This window comes from Streptomyces sp. CB02058 (assembly GCF_001905505.1).
GTDB lineage: Bacteria > Actinomycetota > Actinomycetes > Streptomycetales > Streptomycetaceae > Streptomyces.
Map to the genome: position 1 here is coordinate 1,556,467 of NZ_LIPG01000003.1, position 15,424 is coordinate 1,571,890.

14 protein-coding genes are annotated in these 15,424 nt (G+C 70.6%); 5 read left to right on the forward strand and 9 right to left on the reverse strand.

The annotated features are described in order from the left end of the window. Window positions 1-147: 147 nt before the first annotated feature. The 4 genes from AMK10_RS20295 to AMK10_RS20310 all read right to left on the reverse strand — a co-directional run bounded on the left by AMK10_RS20295 (window position 148) and on the right by AMK10_RS20310 (window position 4,512). Window positions 148-1,527, reverse strand: a complete 1,380-nt coding sequence (locus tag AMK10_RS20295; RefSeq protein ID WP_073749212.1) for a cryptochrome/photolyase family protein — start codon at window positions 1,525-1,527, stop codon at window positions 148-150. Beyond that, on the reverse strand, window positions 1,524-3,035 hold the full coding sequence (locus AMK10_RS20300; protein ID WP_073749213.1) for an SDR family oxidoreductase: 1,512 nt from the start codon (window positions 3,033-3,035) through the stop codon (window positions 1,524-1,526). Before AMK10_RS20300 ends, AMK10_RS20295 begins: the two co-directional genes overlap by 4 nt. Before the next feature lie 120 nt (window positions 3,036-3,155). Beyond that, complete coding sequence (locus tag AMK10_RS20305) at window positions 3,156-3,392, reverse strand: twin-arginine translocase TatA/TatE family subunit (protein ID WP_073749214.1); 237 nt, start codon at window positions 3,390-3,392, stop codon at window positions 3,156-3,158. Window positions 3,393-3,519: 127 nt separating this feature from the next. Then, on the reverse strand, window positions 3,520-4,512 hold the full coding sequence (locus AMK10_RS20310; RefSeq protein WP_073749368.1) for a sporulation protein: 993 nt from the start codon (window positions 4,510-4,512) through the stop codon (window positions 3,520-3,522). Between the two features lie 178 nt (window positions 4,513-4,690). Between AMK10_RS20310 and AMK10_RS20315 the strand changes: the two genes are divergently transcribed. Together AMK10_RS20315 and AMK10_RS20320 are read left to right on the forward strand one after the other, a co-directional pair. After that, window positions 4,691-5,185, forward strand: coding sequence for a MarR family winged helix-turn-helix transcriptional regulator (locus AMK10_RS20315; RefSeq protein ID WP_073749369.1), 495 nt, complete (start codon window positions 4,691-4,693; stop codon window positions 5,183-5,185). Between the two features lie 94 nt (window positions 5,186-5,279). Then, window positions 5,280-7,409: an MMPL family transporter gene (locus tag AMK10_RS20320; protein WP_073749215.1), complete on the forward strand. Its 2,130-nt coding sequence runs from the start codon at window positions 5,280-5,282 to the stop codon at window positions 7,407-7,409. Window positions 7,410-7,581: 172 nt separating this feature from the next. Here the strand turns inward: AMK10_RS20320 and AMK10_RS20325 are convergent, their stop codons facing one another. Further along, complete coding sequence (locus AMK10_RS20325) at window positions 7,582-8,253, reverse strand: VOC family protein (RefSeq protein ID WP_073749216.1); 672 nt, start codon at window positions 8,251-8,253, stop codon at window positions 7,582-7,584. Window positions 8,254-8,423: 170 nt separating this feature from the next. Here AMK10_RS20325 and AMK10_RS20330 point away from each other — a divergent pair, with 170 nt between their 5' ends. From AMK10_RS20330 to AMK10_RS20340, 3 genes are all read left to right on the forward strand, one after another. Beyond that, window positions 8,424-9,092 carry a TetR family transcriptional regulator gene (locus tag AMK10_RS20330; RefSeq protein ID WP_073749217.1) on the forward strand — a complete coding sequence of 223 codons (669 nt, stop codon included), beginning with the start codon at window positions 8,424-8,426 and terminating at the stop codon, window positions 9,090-9,092. Further along, window positions 9,089-9,865 carry an SDR family NAD(P)-dependent oxidoreductase gene (locus tag AMK10_RS20335; protein WP_073749218.1) on the forward strand — a complete coding sequence of 259 codons (777 nt, stop codon included), beginning with the start codon at window positions 9,089-9,091 and terminating at the stop codon, window positions 9,863-9,865. The genes AMK10_RS20330 and AMK10_RS20335 overlap by 4 nt, the downstream gene beginning before the upstream one ends. A gap of 65 nt (window positions 9,866-9,930) precedes the next feature. Next, window positions 9,931-10,971 (forward strand): NAD(P)-dependent alcohol dehydrogenase, encoded by a 1,041-nt coding sequence (locus AMK10_RS20340; protein WP_073749219.1) that lies wholly within the window; start codon window positions 9,931-9,933, stop codon window positions 10,969-10,971. A gap of 73 nt (window positions 10,972-11,044) precedes the next feature. On the opposite strand, the gene AMK10_RS20345 is transcribed toward AMK10_RS20340, so the two are convergent. The 4 genes from AMK10_RS20345 to AMK10_RS20360 form a co-directional block, all read right to left on the reverse strand. Beyond that, on the reverse strand, window positions 11,045-12,529 hold the full coding sequence (locus tag AMK10_RS20345) for a SulP family inorganic anion transporter (RefSeq protein ID WP_073749220.1): 1,485 nt from the start codon (window positions 12,527-12,529) through the stop codon (window positions 11,045-11,047). Between the two features lie 266 nt (window positions 12,530-12,795). Beyond that, entirely contained in the window at window positions 12,796-13,188 is a 393-nt protein-coding gene (locus AMK10_RS20350) for a hypothetical protein (RefSeq protein ID WP_073749221.1), read from the reverse strand. A 276-nt stretch (window positions 13,189-13,464) separates the two neighbouring features. Then, window positions 13,465-14,496 carry a hydroxyacid dehydrogenase gene (locus tag AMK10_RS20355; RefSeq protein WP_073749222.1) on the reverse strand — a complete coding sequence of 344 codons (1,032 nt, stop codon included), beginning with the start codon at window positions 14,494-14,496 and terminating at the stop codon, window positions 13,465-13,467. Continuing rightward, window positions 14,493-15,422, reverse strand: a complete 930-nt coding sequence (locus tag AMK10_RS20360) for a carbohydrate ABC transporter permease (protein WP_073749223.1) — start codon at window positions 15,420-15,422, stop codon at window positions 14,493-14,495. The genes AMK10_RS20355 and AMK10_RS20360 overlap by 4 nt, the downstream gene beginning before the upstream one ends. Window positions 15,423-15,424 lie beyond the last annotated feature (2 nt).

The following is a 15,424-nucleotide window of genomic DNA, read 5'->3' on the forward strand; positions in this document are numbered from 1 at the left end:
GGGGTGGGGGGCTTCGCCGGGACGGCCGACCGGCCGGGTGCAGGGGCTTCGCCGGGCCGACCGGTTGGGCCCGCCGGTCGCAGAGGGGCTTCGGTGCGGCCCGGCTGCCCGCCGGTTCCGGTGCGGTCCGCTTCGGCCGAGCCGGCCTCAGTCGAGTCCGCGTGCGTCCTTGAAGCGCGCCAGCCCTTCCGGCAGTCCGACGACCGGATCCGGATAGTCGTAGGCGGAGCGCTCCGAGCCCGGCAGCTTCCACGGCTCATGGACGGCGGACCCTGCGATCCCCGCGAGTTCGGGCACCCAGCGGCGTACGTACTCACCCTTCGGGTCGTACCGCTTGGCCTGCGTCACCGGATTCAGGACCCTGTTGGGCCGGGTGTCCGTGCCCGTGCCCGCCACCCACTGCCAGTTCAGCTGATTGTTGGCGATGTCCCCGTCGACCAGAAGCTCGAGGAAATGACGCGCTCCGGTGCGCCAGTCGATGTACAGCGTCTTGGTGAGGAAGCTTGCCGCCAGCAGCCGTCCCCTGTTGTGCATCCAGCCCTGGTGGAGCAGCTGACGCATCGCCGCGTCGACGATCGGATAGCCGGTGCGGCCCTCCTTCCAGGCGGCCGTGTCCTTCTCCGCCGCCCGCCCGGTGCGCCAACGGTCGTCCCGGGGGCGGTAGTCGGAGCGGGATGCCTCCGGGTGCGCGGCCAGGACCTGGTGGTGGAAGTCCCGCCAGCACAACTGCCGCACGAACGCCTCCGCCCCCGGACCGCCCGCAGCGCGGGCCCGGTCGACGAGCTCGGTGGGGGAGAGGGTGCCGAAGTGCAGATGCGGCGAGAGCCGCGAGGTCGCGTCACCTGCGAGGTCGTCGTGACGGTCCTCGTACGACGCGAGACCGTTCCGGCGCCAAGCGCCGAACAGCTTGCGCCCCTCGGTCTCCCCGCCCTTTGCGAGGCCGGGGGAGAGTCCCGTGAGCCCGGACCGCGAAGGCAGCGGCACGGACCCGGGGTCCTTCGGTACGCGCACGGTACGAGGAGCCCCGAACGGGGAGCGGGTCCCCTCGCCGGACCAGCGCCGGAAGTACGGGGTGAAGACGGCGAAGTGGTCCCTTCCCGCCCCCGAGGGCACCACCGCGCCGGGTGCGACCGCCGTGACGACCGCGTCGTGCACCCGCAGCGGGCAGCCCATCGACGAGAGCGTTTCGCGCAGCCGCTCCTCGCGTCGCTGGGCGAACGCGCTGACGCCGGCCGCCACGTGAACCGCGTCCGCACCGGTCTCCTTGACGACCCTGCCGACCTCGTCGGCGACATCACCCCGGCGGACGACCAGACGCCCGCCCCGCTCGCGGAGCCCCGCGTCGAGGTCGTGCAGGCAGTCGGAGAGGAACGCGCGCCGGTTGGGCGCGTCGTACCCGGCGTCGTGGACGGCGTCGTCCAGGACGAACAGGGGGACCACCTCGTCGGCCGAGGCCAGGGCCGCGTGCAGCGGTGGATGGTCGTGCAGCCGGAGGTCGGAGGTGAAGAGGACCACTGCCACGGTCATGCCCGGCCACCCGCCGTTCCCTTGATCGCGGCCTGTGCGATGTTGCGTGCCATCCCGCCGAAGACCACCGCGTGGAAGGGGGAGACGCTCCACCAGTACGCGTGCCCGAGCAGGCCGTTGGGGTGGAAGACCGCCCGCTGGCGGTAGTGGGACCGGCCGTCCTTGCCCTGCTCGGCGTACATCTCCAGCCAGGCCAGGCCCGGGAGCCGCATCTCCGCGCGGAGCCTGAGCAGCCGGCCCGGCTCGATCTCCTCGACCCGCCAGAAGTCCAGCGAGTCGCCGACCCGCAGCCGTTGGGCGTCCCGTCGGCCCCGGCGCAGGCCCACTCCGCCGACCAGCCGGTCCATCCAGCCCCGGACCGCCCACGCCAACGGGAACGAATACCAGCCGTTGTCGCCTCCGATGCCCTCGATGACCCGCCACAGGGCATCGGGTGACGCGTCGACATCGAGCTCGCGCACATCCGTGTACAGACTCCCGCCCGCCCAGTCGGGGTCGGTGGGCAGCGGATCGCTGGGGATGCCGGGGGTGGAGGCCGAGGACCACCGGGTCGTCACCCGGGCCTCGCGGATTCGCTGCAGGGCGAGCGAGAGGGCGGTGTCGAAGGAGAAGGGCTGTCCGGGGCCGTCGGGGACGTGGTCGGCGATGTCGTGCTCGTGGCACACGACCTCGTAGCGCAGGGACTCCGCGAGGGGCCGGGCGATCGACGCCGGCACGGGGGTCACCAGTCCGACCCAGTGGCTGGACAGCCCCGGCGACAGCATCGGCACCGGAAGGATCAGGCGGTGGGGGAGCCTGGCGACCTTGGCGTACTTCTGCATCATGTCCCGGTACGTCATCACATCGGGACCGCCGATGTCGAAGGTGCGGTTCACCTCGGCCGGCATGTCCGCACTGCCCACGAGATAGCGGAGCACGTCCCGGACCGCGATCGGCTGGATCCTCGTCGACACCCAGCTCGGGGTGACCATGACCGGGAGCCGCTCGGTGAGATAGCGGAGCATCTCGAAGGACGCCGAACCCGAACCGATGATCACCGCGGCGCGCAGCACGGTCGACGGCACACCCGATTCGAGGAGGATGCGTCCGACCTCGGCACGGGAACGGAGATGGGGGGACAGATCCCGCTCGGGGACGTCGGCGGGAGTGAGACCGCCCAGATACACGATGCGGCCGACTCCGGCGGCCCGCGCCTGCTCGCCGAAGATCCGGGCCGCCTCGCGGTCGGTCTTCTCGAAGCCCGAACCGCTGGTGAGGGCGTGCACCAGGTAGTAGGCGACGTCGATGTCCCGCATCGCGGCGCGCACGGACTCGGCGTCGGTCACGTCCCCCTTGACGACCTCGGCCTCGCCCGCCCAGGGATGGTCCCGGAGCTTCTCCGGCGTGCGCGCCAGGCAGCGCACCCGGTGGCCCGCGTCCAGCAGCTCGGGTACGAGGCGTCCGCCGATGTATCCCGTCGCGCCTGTCACCAGACACCGCAGTCCGCCGGTGTCGTCCTTGCTGTCCATGGCCCCTCGCTCCGGCTCGTGTGTCCTTCGTCCACGGTGTCCCCTCCGGGGGATTCCGCTCGACCACGGGACCCTGACACGCCGAAGCCCACCCCACCGGGTGGCGGGGCCGATCGAACCTCAGTGCTGTCCGGTCCTCTCGGTGGCGGTGCCCTTGATGACGCGGGGGCCCGCCGTACCCGACCCGTTCTCCGCCGGATCGGCGGGAGAGGCGCCGTCGCTCTTCAGAGCCTGCGCCTCGCTCTTCAGGATCCGCGCCGACTTGCCCAGGGAGCGGGCGAGTTCCGGGAGCTTCCTGGCGCCGAAGATCACGACGGCGATGATGATGAAGAGGGCGATCTCGCTGATTCCGAACATGACGGCAGTCTCTCCCTGGCGGTCCGGGACGCCTGCGCGGCGACCTCGACGATGCCCTGGGGTGGCCGGGGCGCGCCAAATCTACAGCACTGTAGAAGACTGTGGCAGGGCGTCTCCCGGCCGGACCTCAGCCCTCGTCGCCCTCGTCCTCCTCCTCGTCCCCCTCGAAGAAGTCGCCCACCTCGTCGATGACTTCGGCGGCCACCATCCCGCCCACCACGCCGACGGCGACGCCCGCCGCACCGGCGGCCACGGCGGTGCCGAGGCCGGGGCCCGAACGATGTGCGTGCCCGTCATCGTGTCCGTGGCTCTCGGCGGCGCCGTACGCCTCGGGGGCGCCGAGAGCCGAGCGGGCTTCGGCCAGCGCCTGGACCCACCCGTCGACCTCGGTGGCCCAGTCGCGCCCCTGAACCTCGTGATGGCCGATGGTGAAGCGGCTGACGGCGTTGCCGCCGCCGGAGAAGAGGCCTCCTCGCTTGTCCGCCTCCAGCACGACGTCCAGGTGGTCGGCTCCGGCGAGGAACGTCACCTCGATCTCGTTGATCCGGTCCGCGTAGCGCGGTGAGGGTGACAGCTCGATCTCCTGGTAGAAGGGAAGCCGCTGTCCGCTGCCGTGGATGTGGCCCAGCTCCAGATCGGCCGACCTGAAGCCGAACCCGAGCCGGCCGAACGCCTCGAGAACGGCCTCCTGCGCGGGCAGCGGGCCCACCGTGAGCCGGTCGAGGTCCCCCTTGTCCCTGGCGCCCGCCACCGAGAGCTCCGTGCGCACGCCGAGTACGATCCCGAGGTCCTGGCCGTAGAGCTCGGTGACCGGGGTCTCCCAGGGAAGCGTCACGCTGAAGGGCACGATGTGCTCCGCGCCCTCGGCCAGCACGAAACCACCGCTCACGGTGAAGCGGTCGAAGGCGACGGCGCCCTCGGACTCGCCCTCCTCGTGCTCCGCCTCGACGTGGGCGACGAGCTCCAGTGTGATGTGCTCGACCGTGAAGTCGGCGCCGCCGCCCTTCAGGCGGACCTGGCCGCTGAGGCTGCCCCCGGGAATCACGGCCCCCGGCTCCAGGACCGTGTCCACGGTCGGTCCCCCTACGCCGAGCGAGCCGAGCAGCTTCTTGAACACCATCGTGGCGTCCACTCCTTCTTCCGTACACGGAGAACGTGTGCAGTTGATTTCTACACAACTGTAGAAGTATAGAGGCGAGATGATCTGCTGATTCGCTTCCGGCGTCCGGGGGAAGTGTGCCCGGCGCCCGTCGGGGGAGGGATCTCTCGTGCGCCCGTCCGCGTCCTACTATGGGCCGGTGAACAGTGCGGACAACCCTCGTGACGGATCACGCCCGGCCGCGAGCGGGGTGTCGGAGCTTCAGGCGCTCGCGGTGGAATTGCGCCGGATGAACGGCGAGATCAACCGCCTGGTTCACTCCTTCGCGCACGCGCAGGGTCTGCACGCCACGGATGTGCAGGCGCTGGGGGCGATCCTCGACGCGGACCCGCCGCTGACTCCCGGCAGGCTCCGTGAGCATCTCGGCCTGACCTCGGGTGCGGTCACCGCGTGTCTGGACCGGCTGGAGCGCGCGGGCCACATCCGGCGGGCGAGGGAGAGTGCCGACCGGCGTGTCGTGCACCTGTACTACGAGCCCGGGGCCAAGGCGGTCGCCCGCTCCTTCTTCATGCCCCTCGCGGAGGCGGCGGCGGGCGCGTGCTCCGCGACCGAGCCCGAGGAGCTGGAGGCCGTGCTCCGTTTCCTCGGCCGGATGAACGGTGAACTCAACCGAATGCAGGTTCCCCGGCGCTGAATCCCCCGCCGGTGACGAGTGGTGCTGCGGAGCATGTAATCTCAATCATTGAGATACATCATGATTGAGAGATCGCGGCCGACCCAGGAGCGCCATGTCCACCGCATCGAAGCCGGTTCGCCGGCTGTTCCTTGTCCCTGTATTCCTTGTTCTCGCCTGGCTCGTCGTCGGCGGTACGTTCGGCTCGTATGCCGGGAAGCTCGGTGAAGTAGCCACCAACGACCAGGCCTCCTTCCTGCCGCAGAGCGCCGAGTCGACCAGAGTCGTCGAGGCGCAGAAGGCGTTCAGCCGGCAGCAGACCGTTCCCGCCATCGTGGTCTGGACGTCCGACAAGGACGGCGGGGAGCTCGGGGCGGAGCAGCAGGAGGCGGCGACGGCCGCACTCGCCTCGATCCAGGGCGGCCCTGGCGTGACGGGCGAGGTGAGCCCCGCACTGCCGTCGAAGGACGGTCAGGCGCTCGAAGGCATCGTCCAGTTGAGGCCGGACCTCGGCGACGAACTCCCCGACGCCATCGCGGAGATCCGCGACGCGGCGGAGAAGGTTCCTGGAACGGTGGTCGGCCTGGCCGGCCCCGCGGCCTCCCAGGCCGATCTGTCCGACGCCTTCGCCGGCATCGACGGACTGCTGCTCGGCGTCGCCCTGGTGACCGTGCTCGTCATTCTGCTCCTGGTCTACCGGAGTGTCCTGCTGCCGTTGATCATCATCGTCGGCGCGGTCTTCGCCCTCGGCGTCTCCTGCGCGATCGTGTACGTGCTGGCGGACCACGACATCGTCCGGGTCGACGGGCAGGTCCAGGGCATCCTGTCGATCCTGGTCATCGGCGCCGCCACGGACTACGCCCTGCTGCTCACCGCGCGGTTCCGCGAGGAACTGGGCCGGCAGGCCGACCGGTGGACCGCGATGCGGGCGGCGCTCCGGGAGTCCGCGGGGCCCATCACGGCCAGCGCCGCCACCGTCGCCCTGGGGCTCCTCGCCCTCCTGCTCAGCGATCTCACCAACAACCGCGCTCTCGGCCCCGTGGGCGCCATCGGCATCGTCTGCTCCGTCCTCAGCGCTCTCACCTTCCTCCCCGCCGTCCTGGTCCTGCTCGGCAGGGCCGCGTACTGGCCGGCCAAGCCCAAGAAGGGTGACGCCGAGCCCGAAGCCGGCTCCACGGGCATCTGGTCCCGGATCGCCGGCCTGGTCGACCGCTCTCCGCGCAAGGTGTGGGCCTTCACGCTGATCGGCCTCCTCGCGTGCGCCGCCTTCATGCCGACGCTGAACTCCAAGGGCGTGCCCCTGAAGGAGATCTTCGTCAACGACGCACCGTCCGTCACCGCGCAGGAGACGCTGGGACGGCACTTCCCCGGAGGTTCGGGCAACCCCGCCGTCGTCATCGCCGACGCCGCCGGTGCTCAGAAGGTGGTCGGCGCCGCCGAGGACGTGTCCGGTGTCGACAGCGTCTCCGTGGTGACCGCCTCCGGACGCCCGGGCAGCGGGGAACCGCTCGTGGTGGACGGCAGGGTGCGCATCGACGCCACGCTCACGGACGCGGCCGACAGCGACGCCGCCAAGGCGACCGTCACCAGGCTCCGCGAGGCGGTCCACGCCGTGCCCGGTGCCGACGCGATCGTCGGTGGCTACACCGCGCAGCAGTACGACACCCAGAAGACCGCCGAGCACGACCGCAACATCATCGTGCCCGTGGTGCTGGTCATCATCCTCGTCATCCTGATCGGACTGCTCCGCTCCCTGCTCATGCCGCTCCTGCTCGTGGCGACGGTGGCGCTCAACTTCCTCGCCACGCTCGGAATCGCCTCGCTGGTCTTCGAGCACGTCTTCGGCTTCAGCGGCACCGACTCGTCCGTGCCGCTCTACGGATTCGTCTTCCTCGTCGCTCTGGGCGTCGACTACAACATCTTCCTGATGTCCAGGGTCCGCGAGGAGTCCTTGATCCACGGCACCCGGCAGGGCGTACTCCGCGGGCTGACCACCACGGGCGGGGTCATCACCTCGGCCGGTGTCGTGCTGGCGGCCACCTTCGCGGCCCTCGGCGTCATCCCGCTGGCCTTCCTGGTCCAGATCGCGTTCATCGTCGCGTTCGGCGTGCTGCTCGACACGCTCGTCGTGCGCTCGCTTCTGGTGCCCGCGCTCGTCCGGGACATCGGACCCAAGGCCTGGTGGCCGGGCGCGCTGAGCAAGGGTGCGGAGGAAGCGCCGGAGGGGAGCAAGTCCCTTTCCTAGCAGGGCCGTACGGCCACGGACGCGGATGTCGGCGTTCGCGGGAAGGGCGCCGCGAGCGGGGTCGGTCATGAGATCGGTCATGAGACAACCGTGACAGCCGACGATCCGTCGGACCTCCCCCGTGGGGGCGGCCTGTCTCCCCCGCCCGGGGGAGACAGGCCGCCCCCACGGCCTATTCCCGCCCGAGTGGGGTGCAGACGCAGACCTTGTTGCCCTCGGGGTCGGCGAGCACCGTGTACGACGGGGCCTCCGAGTCGTCGACCAGCGTGCCGCCCGCGGCGAGAGCCGCCGCGATGCGCTCGTCGGCGACTTCGGGAGCCAGCCACAGATCCGGGTGCCAGCGCTGGCGCGGCGTCCGGTGCGCCTCGGTCGGCTGGAACCAGACGCCGGGGACCCGGTTCGACGGATCGAAGAGTGTGTCGGCCACCAACCGGCCGGTGCTCCCGGTGAGCAGCGCCGCCCAGAACGCCCCGGCCGCCGCGTCGTCGGCGGTGTCGAGCCCGAGCTCCACCTGGGTCACCTCGCCGGGCAGCGCGGTGAGTCCGCACGCGCGGGCGATCCCACTGATCACGCCCGCGAGCTCGAGGTCCTCGGCGGTCACCCGGCGGTATCCGGCCGCGTCCGTGCTGAACAGGAACACATCGATGACGGAGCGCCCCCACCTCGACTCCGGTACGTCGTGCCCCGCGGCGGCCGCCGCCTGCGCGACCGCCGCCACGAAGGATGCCCCGGCCACCGGATCAGCCGCGCGATATCGAGCGGCGAGGGGCTGAGCCATCTTGCGCCAGTCGCCGAGTCCGTCCGAGATCCTCGCGAGGATTTCGGGAGTGCTGAGTCCGTCCATGCCCCCATGGTCCCCGTCCGCGTGCGCCACGGGCGGCGACATGCCCGTATCCCCCGGACAGGTGTGGCGCGCACGGTCCCGCAGGGGCTGGACCGGCCACTCCCCGCAGCCGACCGTGTCCTGTTGAGACAAAAGTCCCACCGGGACATTTTCAGGTGTACGATGCAACTATGGATTCGACAGGGAACGGCCCGGACCGGCGCAGCCGCAAGGCGCGCAGGACCCGGGACGCGCTGGCGCAGCACGCGTTCGACCTGGTACTCGAGCGCGGACTGAAGAGCGTGACGGTCGAGGAGATCGCGGAAGCGGCCGACGTCGACCGGCGCACCTTCAGCCGGTACTTCCCGAACAAGGAGGCCGCCGTCCTCGACGTAGTGCGGGGCGACGGCGACAGAATCAACCGAGCGCTCCGCGAGCGCCCCGCGGCCGAACCGCCGCTCACCGCCTACCGCCGGGCCGTCCTGGACTGGCTCGACGACCCGGAGGCGGAGCCCTGGCATCTGCGGCCGCGCATCTTCGACCTGCTCGTCATGGCCGAGGAGGAACCCACTCTGTACGCGGCGTACCACCACATCCGTGTGGACGCCCAGGAGGGGTCGGTCAGGATCATCGCGGAACGGCTCGGTGTCGATCCACGGCAGGACATCCGTCCCGCCGTGGCGGTCGCCGCGGGAGCCGGAGCGCTCCTCGCGGCCCAGGCGGCATGGGTACGAGGCGGCCGTCCGGCCGCTCTGCCCGAGTTCGTCGTCCATGCCTTCGACGCCCTCTCCACGCACCTGCTGGAATCCCGGCAGGACGGGCCGGCGCCCCACAGCACCACGCAAGGAAGCACACCATGAGCACCAACCTCCCCACCGCCTACGAGGCGGAGTTCGCCGGCAAGGTCGCCCTCGTCACCGGCGGAGCGTCCGGCATCGGCCTCGCCCTCTCCCGGCGGCTCGCCGCGAGCGGCGCGGCCGTCGTCGTGGCCGACTACAACGAGGAGAGCGCCACCAAGGCCGCCGAGGAGCTGAAGGCCACCGGCGCCCGCGCCGCCGCCGTCGCCCTCGACGTCACCGACCCCGCCTCCGTCGAGGCCGGTGTCGGCTTCGCCGTCGACACGTTCGGCGCACTGCACCTCGCGGTGAACAACGCCGGCATCGGCGGCCCCGCGCAGACCACCGGCGAGTACGGGATCGAGGACTGGAACAAGGTCGTCGCCACCAACCTCAGCGGCGTCTTCTACTCCATGCGCTACGAGCTCCCCGCCATCCTGGCCGCGGGCGGCGGCGCGGTCGTCAACATCTCCTCGATCCTCGGCACCAACGGCTTCGCCAACTCCCCGGCCTATGTCGCCGCCAAGCACGGCGTCGTCGGCCTCACCAAGACCGCGGCCCTCGAGTACGCGGCGCAGAACGTCCGGATCAACGCGGTCGGCCCCGGCTTCATCGACACCCCGCTGCTCCGCAACACCGACGGACCGGCCCGCGACCACCTGATCTCCCTGCACCCGGCGGGCCGCCTCGGCACCTCCGAGGAGGTCGCCGAGCTCGCTGCCTTCCTGCTCTCGGACCGCGCCTCCTTCATCCACGGCAGCTACCACCTGGTGGACGGCGGCTACTCCGCCTCCTGATCCCCCGAGTGGCGCACAGCCACCCCGCGGGTCACAAAGGGAGTACGGAGAAACGAAGGAGAGTCATGAAAGCCGTCCAGTACCGCACCGTCGGCGCCGCGCCCGAGGTCGTCGAGATTCCGGAGCCCGTCGCGGGGCCCGGCCAGATCCTGCTGAAGGTCAGCGCAGCCGGTGTCTGCCACTCGGACATCGCCGTGATGAGCTGGCCCGAAGAGGGGTTCCCCTACGAGCTGCCGCTCACGCTCGGCCACGAGGGGGTCGGCACCGTCGCCGCCCTCGGCGAGGGCGCCGAGGGCGTCTCGGTCGGCGATTCGGTCGCCGTCTACGGCCCCTGGGGCTGCGGCACCTGCGTGAACTGCGCGGAAGGCCGTGAGAACTACTGTCTGCGCGCCGCGGACCTCGGAATCAACCCGCCCGGGCTGGGCACCCCCGGCGCCATGGCCGAGTACATGCTCGTCGACGACGCCCGCCACCTGACGCCGATCGGCGACCTGGACCCGGTCAAGACGGTCTCCCTGACCGACGCGGGCCTCACCCCGTACCACGCGATCAAGCGCTCGCTGCCGAAGCTGCTGCCCGGCGCCACCGCCGTGGTCATCGGCACCGGCGGCCTCGGGCACGTGGCCATCCAGCTGCTCCGCGCCATGACCGCCGTCCGGGTCATCGCGCTCGACGTCACCGAGGAGAAGCTCGCGCTCGCCCGCACCGTCGGCGCCCACGAGACGGTGCTCTCCGACGAGCACGCGGCCGCCAAGGTCCGCGAGCTCACCGGCGGCATCGGCGCCAAGGTGGTCTTCGACTTCGTCGGCGTCGAACCGACCGTGAAGACGGCCGGTGCGGTCGCCTCCATCGACAGCGACGTCACCATCGTCGGCATCGGCGGCGGTCTGCTGCCCGTCGGCTTCGGCGTCCTGCCGTTCTCCACCTCGGTCACCGCGCCGTACTGGGGTTCGCGCAAGGAGCTCGCCGAGGTCATCGAACTGGCCCACGCCGGTGCCGTCGACGTCCATGTCGAGACCTACTCGATCGACGAGGCCCCGCTCGCCTACGAGCGGCTGCACGCCGGCAAGATCAACGGGCGCGCGGTCATCCTGCCCAACGGCTGACCGCCCCGAGCGGAGAGCCGGCGACGACTCGCCGGGACGCCTTCCCGAGGCGCCCGGCGAGTCGTCCGTGTGGTCAGCGAGCCGCGGTGACCGCTTCCGTGCGGGTCAGCCGCACGGGCTCGGTGCCGGACGAACTGTGCCGCTCCGCCCAGTTCTCCAGCGCCGTACGACAGGCGTGGTCCAGGTGGTGCAGTCCGGACAGGTCCAGCGCGATGGGACGGTCCGTGGGCAGCGCCTCCAGGCTGTCCAGTATCTTCGGCAGGCGCAGGAAGGTCGCGTTGCCCGAGAGACGGGCCCGGACACGGTCGGCATCGCTGTCGACGACCTCCAGTTTGATGTGCGAGGCGTCCCAGGCGGCCTTGGCCACCGACAGGGCAAGACCGGTCAGCACACCCTCGAACATGTTCACCGTGACGATCGCCACCGCGGTGACGACCAGGATCACCGCCTCACCGCGGTGCGAGCGCCACAGCGCCACGAGCGCGCGCACCGGGATCAGCTTCCAGCCGGCGTGGATGAGGATGCCCGCGAGGGCCGGAAGCGGAATGAGTCCCAGCGCGGACGGGAGCAGCGCCGCGAACAGCAGCAGCCACACCCCGTGCAGCACCCGGGACGCCTTGGTCCGCGCGCCGGCCCGCACATTGGCGGAGCTGCGCACGATGACCGCGGTCATCGGCAGAGCGCCCAGGAAACCGCTCACGGTGTTGCCGGCGCCCTGAGCCATCAGCTCCTTGTCGTACTGGGTGCGCGGCCCGTCGTGCAGCCGGTCCACCGCCGCCGCGCTGAACAGGCTCTCGGCGGACGCGATCAGGGTGAAGGCCGCCACGGTGCCGAGCAGACTCACGTCCGCGAGACCGCCGAACTCGGACAGGGCGGGGATCTGTACGGCGTCGACCAGCCCTTCCACCTGCACGGTGGCGACCGGAAGGCCGAAGGCCAGCGTGGCGAGCGTGGCCAGTACGACCGCGGCGAGTGCTCCCGGAACGGCCCGCACCCGCTTCGGCATCCTGTTCCAGAGCACCACCAGCGCGATGGTCGAGGCGCCGACCGCCAGTGAGGTGAGAGCCGCCGTACTGGAGACGGCCCCGGCCAGGAGATCCGGGATCCCGGCGATCTTGCCCGTGCCGGTGAGCGGAGCCTCGACACCGGCGGCGGCGTAGAGCTGGCCGGCGATCAGGACCAGCCCGATGCCTGCGAGCATGCCCTCGACGACCGAGACCGAGATCGCCCGGAACCAGCGGCCCAGCCGCAGTGCGCCCATGGCGAGCTGCAGCAGCCCGGCGGTGACCACGATCACCCCGAGCGCGGCGAGCCCGAAGGACTGGACGGCCTCGAACACGAGCACCGTGAGCCCGGCGGCCGGCCCGGACACCTGGAGGCTGCTGCCCCGCATGAGGCCGGTGACGAGACCGCCCACGATGCCGGTGATCAGACCCAGTTCGGCGGGGACCCCGGATGCCACGGCGACGCCGACGCACAGCGGCAGGGCGACGAGGAAGACGACGAGTGAAGCGGCGAAATCCTGCCGCAGATGAGGAAACTTCGCGACACGGTCCATGACGGCCCTCATCCCGTGCGGAAGGGGGCCGAGCGCACGTCGCCGGGCGGAGGTGCCCAGACGACGCTGTCGCTGATCCGTAGGACGTGTTCCGCGGGGTGGTCGGCGAGAGATTGCATACCAGTGGTTCCTCCTGGCGCGCCGACGGACGGCGCGTCGGTGTGTGTGCGAGAGCTGAGTGCCTGGAGGGCAGGTACGGACCACCCGTGTCGCCGGGTCCCGCAGGACGTCGGACGGGGGCTGGTCCGCGAGCGCCTCGGGTCAGCTCAGCAGCGGAACACCTGAAGGACCGTGGAGGAATGCGCGGCCGATGATCTGGAGGTGTGGTGCGCGTCGCCCGTCGCGGCGACGGCCGCCGGGGCGAGGACGCCGTCGGCGGCCCCCGCCACCGCGGAACGCTGCGGCGCCTCGGGCGCGGGCACGGTCGCGGAGCGGTGCCGGTCGCGATGGCGCAGATGGCCGTTCGGCTCGCTCCCGCGATCGGGCGTACCGCAGTTGGCGTACTCGCCCTGGGGAACACCTGTGCCCGCGACCGGGAAATGTTCCGCTCGATTTCCCTGGGCAGAAGCCCGGTGATCCGGCGAGGACGCGCCGGAGTACGGGGCCAACAGGAAGCCGATCAGGAACGCGAGTACGAACCGGACTGCCGCTGCTCGCACCCTTCACCTCCTGATGGACTTCATTCGTCCTTCGGGACGCTAACAGGATGAAGGGCTTATGGAGTTAACCCCTTGTGAAGAGTCTGAAAGTCGATGCCCGACGAGTCGAATCATGCGCTGAACCTCTGTGGCCTGGGGTTCTATCACACAATAGGGTCGCGGTATTCGAGGTCGCCCATGTCTGCGTGTCCCCTGCATATGCCAGTCGACCGGCATTCTCCGTATTCGTACAATGGTTCGGTCTGTGCGGGTGAATTGACCCGCCGGGAACAGCGCTCACGCCATGTGTGTCAGCGTCTCTCCCCGGACTGGATCGGCGTACGGAAGACGGTTCCCGTACCTCTCCAGTTCATCCAGCGCGGCATGTGTCAGGCGGGTCAGCTCATTGCCGAGCGAACCCGCGATGTGAGGGGTGAGCACGACGTTCGGAAGGTCGTACAGCGGTGAGTCCGCGGGCAGGATCTCCGGCTCGGTCACGTCGAGCACCGCGTGGAGGCGGCCGGACACCAGCTCGTCCGTCAGCGCGGCCGTGTCCACCAGCGACCCCCGTGCCGTATTGATGAGAGTGGCGCCGTCGGGCAGCAGCGCCAGCCTCTCCCGGTCGAAGAGGTGCCGGGTCTCCGGCAGCGCGGGTGCGTGGATGGTCACCACGTCACTGGTGCGCGCCAGTTCGTCGAGCGGTACCGCCCGTACGCCCAGTGCCGCTGCCCCGGCCTCGTCCACGTACGGGTCGTACAGCAGCACGCGCAGGTCGAAGGGGCGCAGCAGTTCGATGACCCGCCGCCCGATGCGGGACGCCCCGACGACCCCGACCGTACGGCCGTAGTTGCCTCCGGAGCCGATGACGTCGAGGGCGTTCGTCCGGGCGCGCAGACGTTCGTACACCCGCTGAGCGGCCAGGACCCGCTTGCCGGCGAAGAGGATCGCCGCCACGGTGTACTCCGCGACCGGCAGCGCGTTCGCCCCCGCCGCGGACGCGACGGTCAGATTCCGCTCCCAGCAGGCGTCGGTGATGTGGTGCTTCACCGAACCGGCGGCGTGGATCACGGTGCGCAGACGCGGGAGCCGCTCCAGCACATCGGCCGTGAGCGGGGGACAGCCCCAGCCGGTGAGGAGCACCTCGGCCTCGTGGAGCGCGCCCGCCACCGCCGGGTCACCGAAGTCGTCGACCACGAGCGAGGGATCGGTGTCGGCGACAGCCGTCAGACGGGCCAGTGACTCCTGGTCGAAGAGCGCGTCCCGGACCTTCGGCTCCATGGCGAGCACCGTGCGGGGCCGGTGGTAGGGGGCGTGCGACGGGGGCGTCATTTGACGGCTCCTGCGGTGAGGCCCGAGCGCCAGAAGCGCTGCAGCGCTATGAAGGCGACGGCGAGCGGGACGATGGACACCAGGGACCCGGTGATGACGAACGAGTAGAGCTGCGGCTCCTGGGGGAGCGTGGCGTTCCAGTTGAACAGGCCGAGGCCGACGGGGTAGAGCGCCGAGTCGTTCAGCATCACCAGGGGCAGGAAGAAGTTGTTCCAGCTGCCGGTGAAGGAGAAGAGGAAGACCGTGACGAAGGCGGGCGAGAGCATCGGGAGAGCGACGGAGCGGAAGATGCGCAGTTCGCCCGCGCCGTCGAGCCTGGCCGCCTCCAGCGTCTCGCCCGGGACGTAGCTCTCCGCGAAGACGCGTGCCAGATAGACACCGAAGGGATTGACGAGGCCCGGAATCAGCACCGACCAGTACGAGTTGACGAGGCCCACCTCGGACGCCATGAGGTACATCGGCAGGGAGATGACCGTGTGCGGTACGAGGATGCCCAGGAGCACCAGGCCGTAGAGCTTCTCCTTGCCCCACCAGTCGTACTTGTCGAACGCGTAGCCGGCGAGCAGTGAGATGAGGGTGGAGGCCAGCGCACCCACGACGGAGTACAGCATGCTGTTGGCGAGCCAGCGGCCGAACACGCCGTCCTGGTAGCTGAACAGGTCGGCGAGGTTCGTCAGAAGACTGAAGTCGCCGAGCGCGAAGCCGGGGCTGGCGAACAGGTCGCCGTTGTTCTTCGTCGCGTTGACGAGCAGCCAGCTCAGCGGCATCAGTGTGTAGACGGCGACGATGCCGAGCAGGGTGGTGACGACCGCCTTGGACGACCAGGACGGCATGGGGACCCGGGAGTTCCGGGACGGCCTGGTGGTGTCCGGGCGCTTCGCGGACCGGGTGGGCGGCTGGGTGCGCGGGGGAGTCGCGGTAGCCATGG

Bases quoted from the DNA above. Each gene is read 5' to 3' on its own strand.
- AMK10_RS20295 (WP_073749212.1), bottom strand. From the start codon at position 1,527: ATGACCGTGGCAGTGGTCCTCTTCACCTCCGACCTCCGGCTGCACGAC.
- AMK10_RS20300 (WP_073749213.1), bottom strand. From the start codon at position 3,035: ATGGACAGCAAGGACGACACCGGCGGACTGCGGTGTCTGGTGACAGGC.
- AMK10_RS20305 (WP_073749214.1), bottom strand. From the start codon at position 3,392: ATGTTCGGAATCAGCGAGATCGCCCTCTTCATCATCATCGCCGTCGTG.
- AMK10_RS20310 (WP_073749368.1), bottom strand. From the start codon at position 4,512: ATGGTGTTCAAGAAGCTGCTCGGCTCGCTCGGCGTAGGGGGACCGACC.
- AMK10_RS20320 (WP_073749215.1), top strand. From the start codon at position 5,280: ATGTCCACCGCATCGAAGCCGGTTCGCCGGCTGTTCCTTGTCCCTGTA.
- AMK10_RS20325 (WP_073749216.1), bottom strand. From the start codon at position 8,253: ATGGACGGACTCAGCACTCCCGAAATCCTCGCGAGGATCTCGGACGGA.
- AMK10_RS20330 (WP_073749217.1), top strand. From the start codon at position 8,424: ATGGATTCGACAGGGAACGGCCCGGACCGGCGCAGCCGCAAGGCGCGC.
- AMK10_RS20335 (WP_073749218.1), top strand. From the start codon at position 9,089: ATGAGCACCAACCTCCCCACCGCCTACGAGGCGGAGTTCGCCGGCAAG.
- AMK10_RS20340 (WP_073749219.1), top strand. From the start codon at position 9,931: ATGAAAGCCGTCCAGTACCGCACCGTCGGCGCCGCGCCCGAGGTCGTC.
- AMK10_RS20345 (WP_073749220.1), bottom strand. From the start codon at position 12,529: ATGGACCGTGTCGCGAAGTTTCCTCATCTGCGGCAGGATTTCGCCGCT.
- AMK10_RS20355 (WP_073749222.1), bottom strand. From the start codon at position 14,496: ATGACGCCCCCGTCGCACGCCCCCTACCACCGGCCCCGCACGGTGCTC.
- AMK10_RS20360 (WP_073749223.1), bottom strand. From the start codon at position 15,422: ATGGCTACCGCGACTCCCCCGCGCACCCAGCCGCCCACCCGGTCCGCG.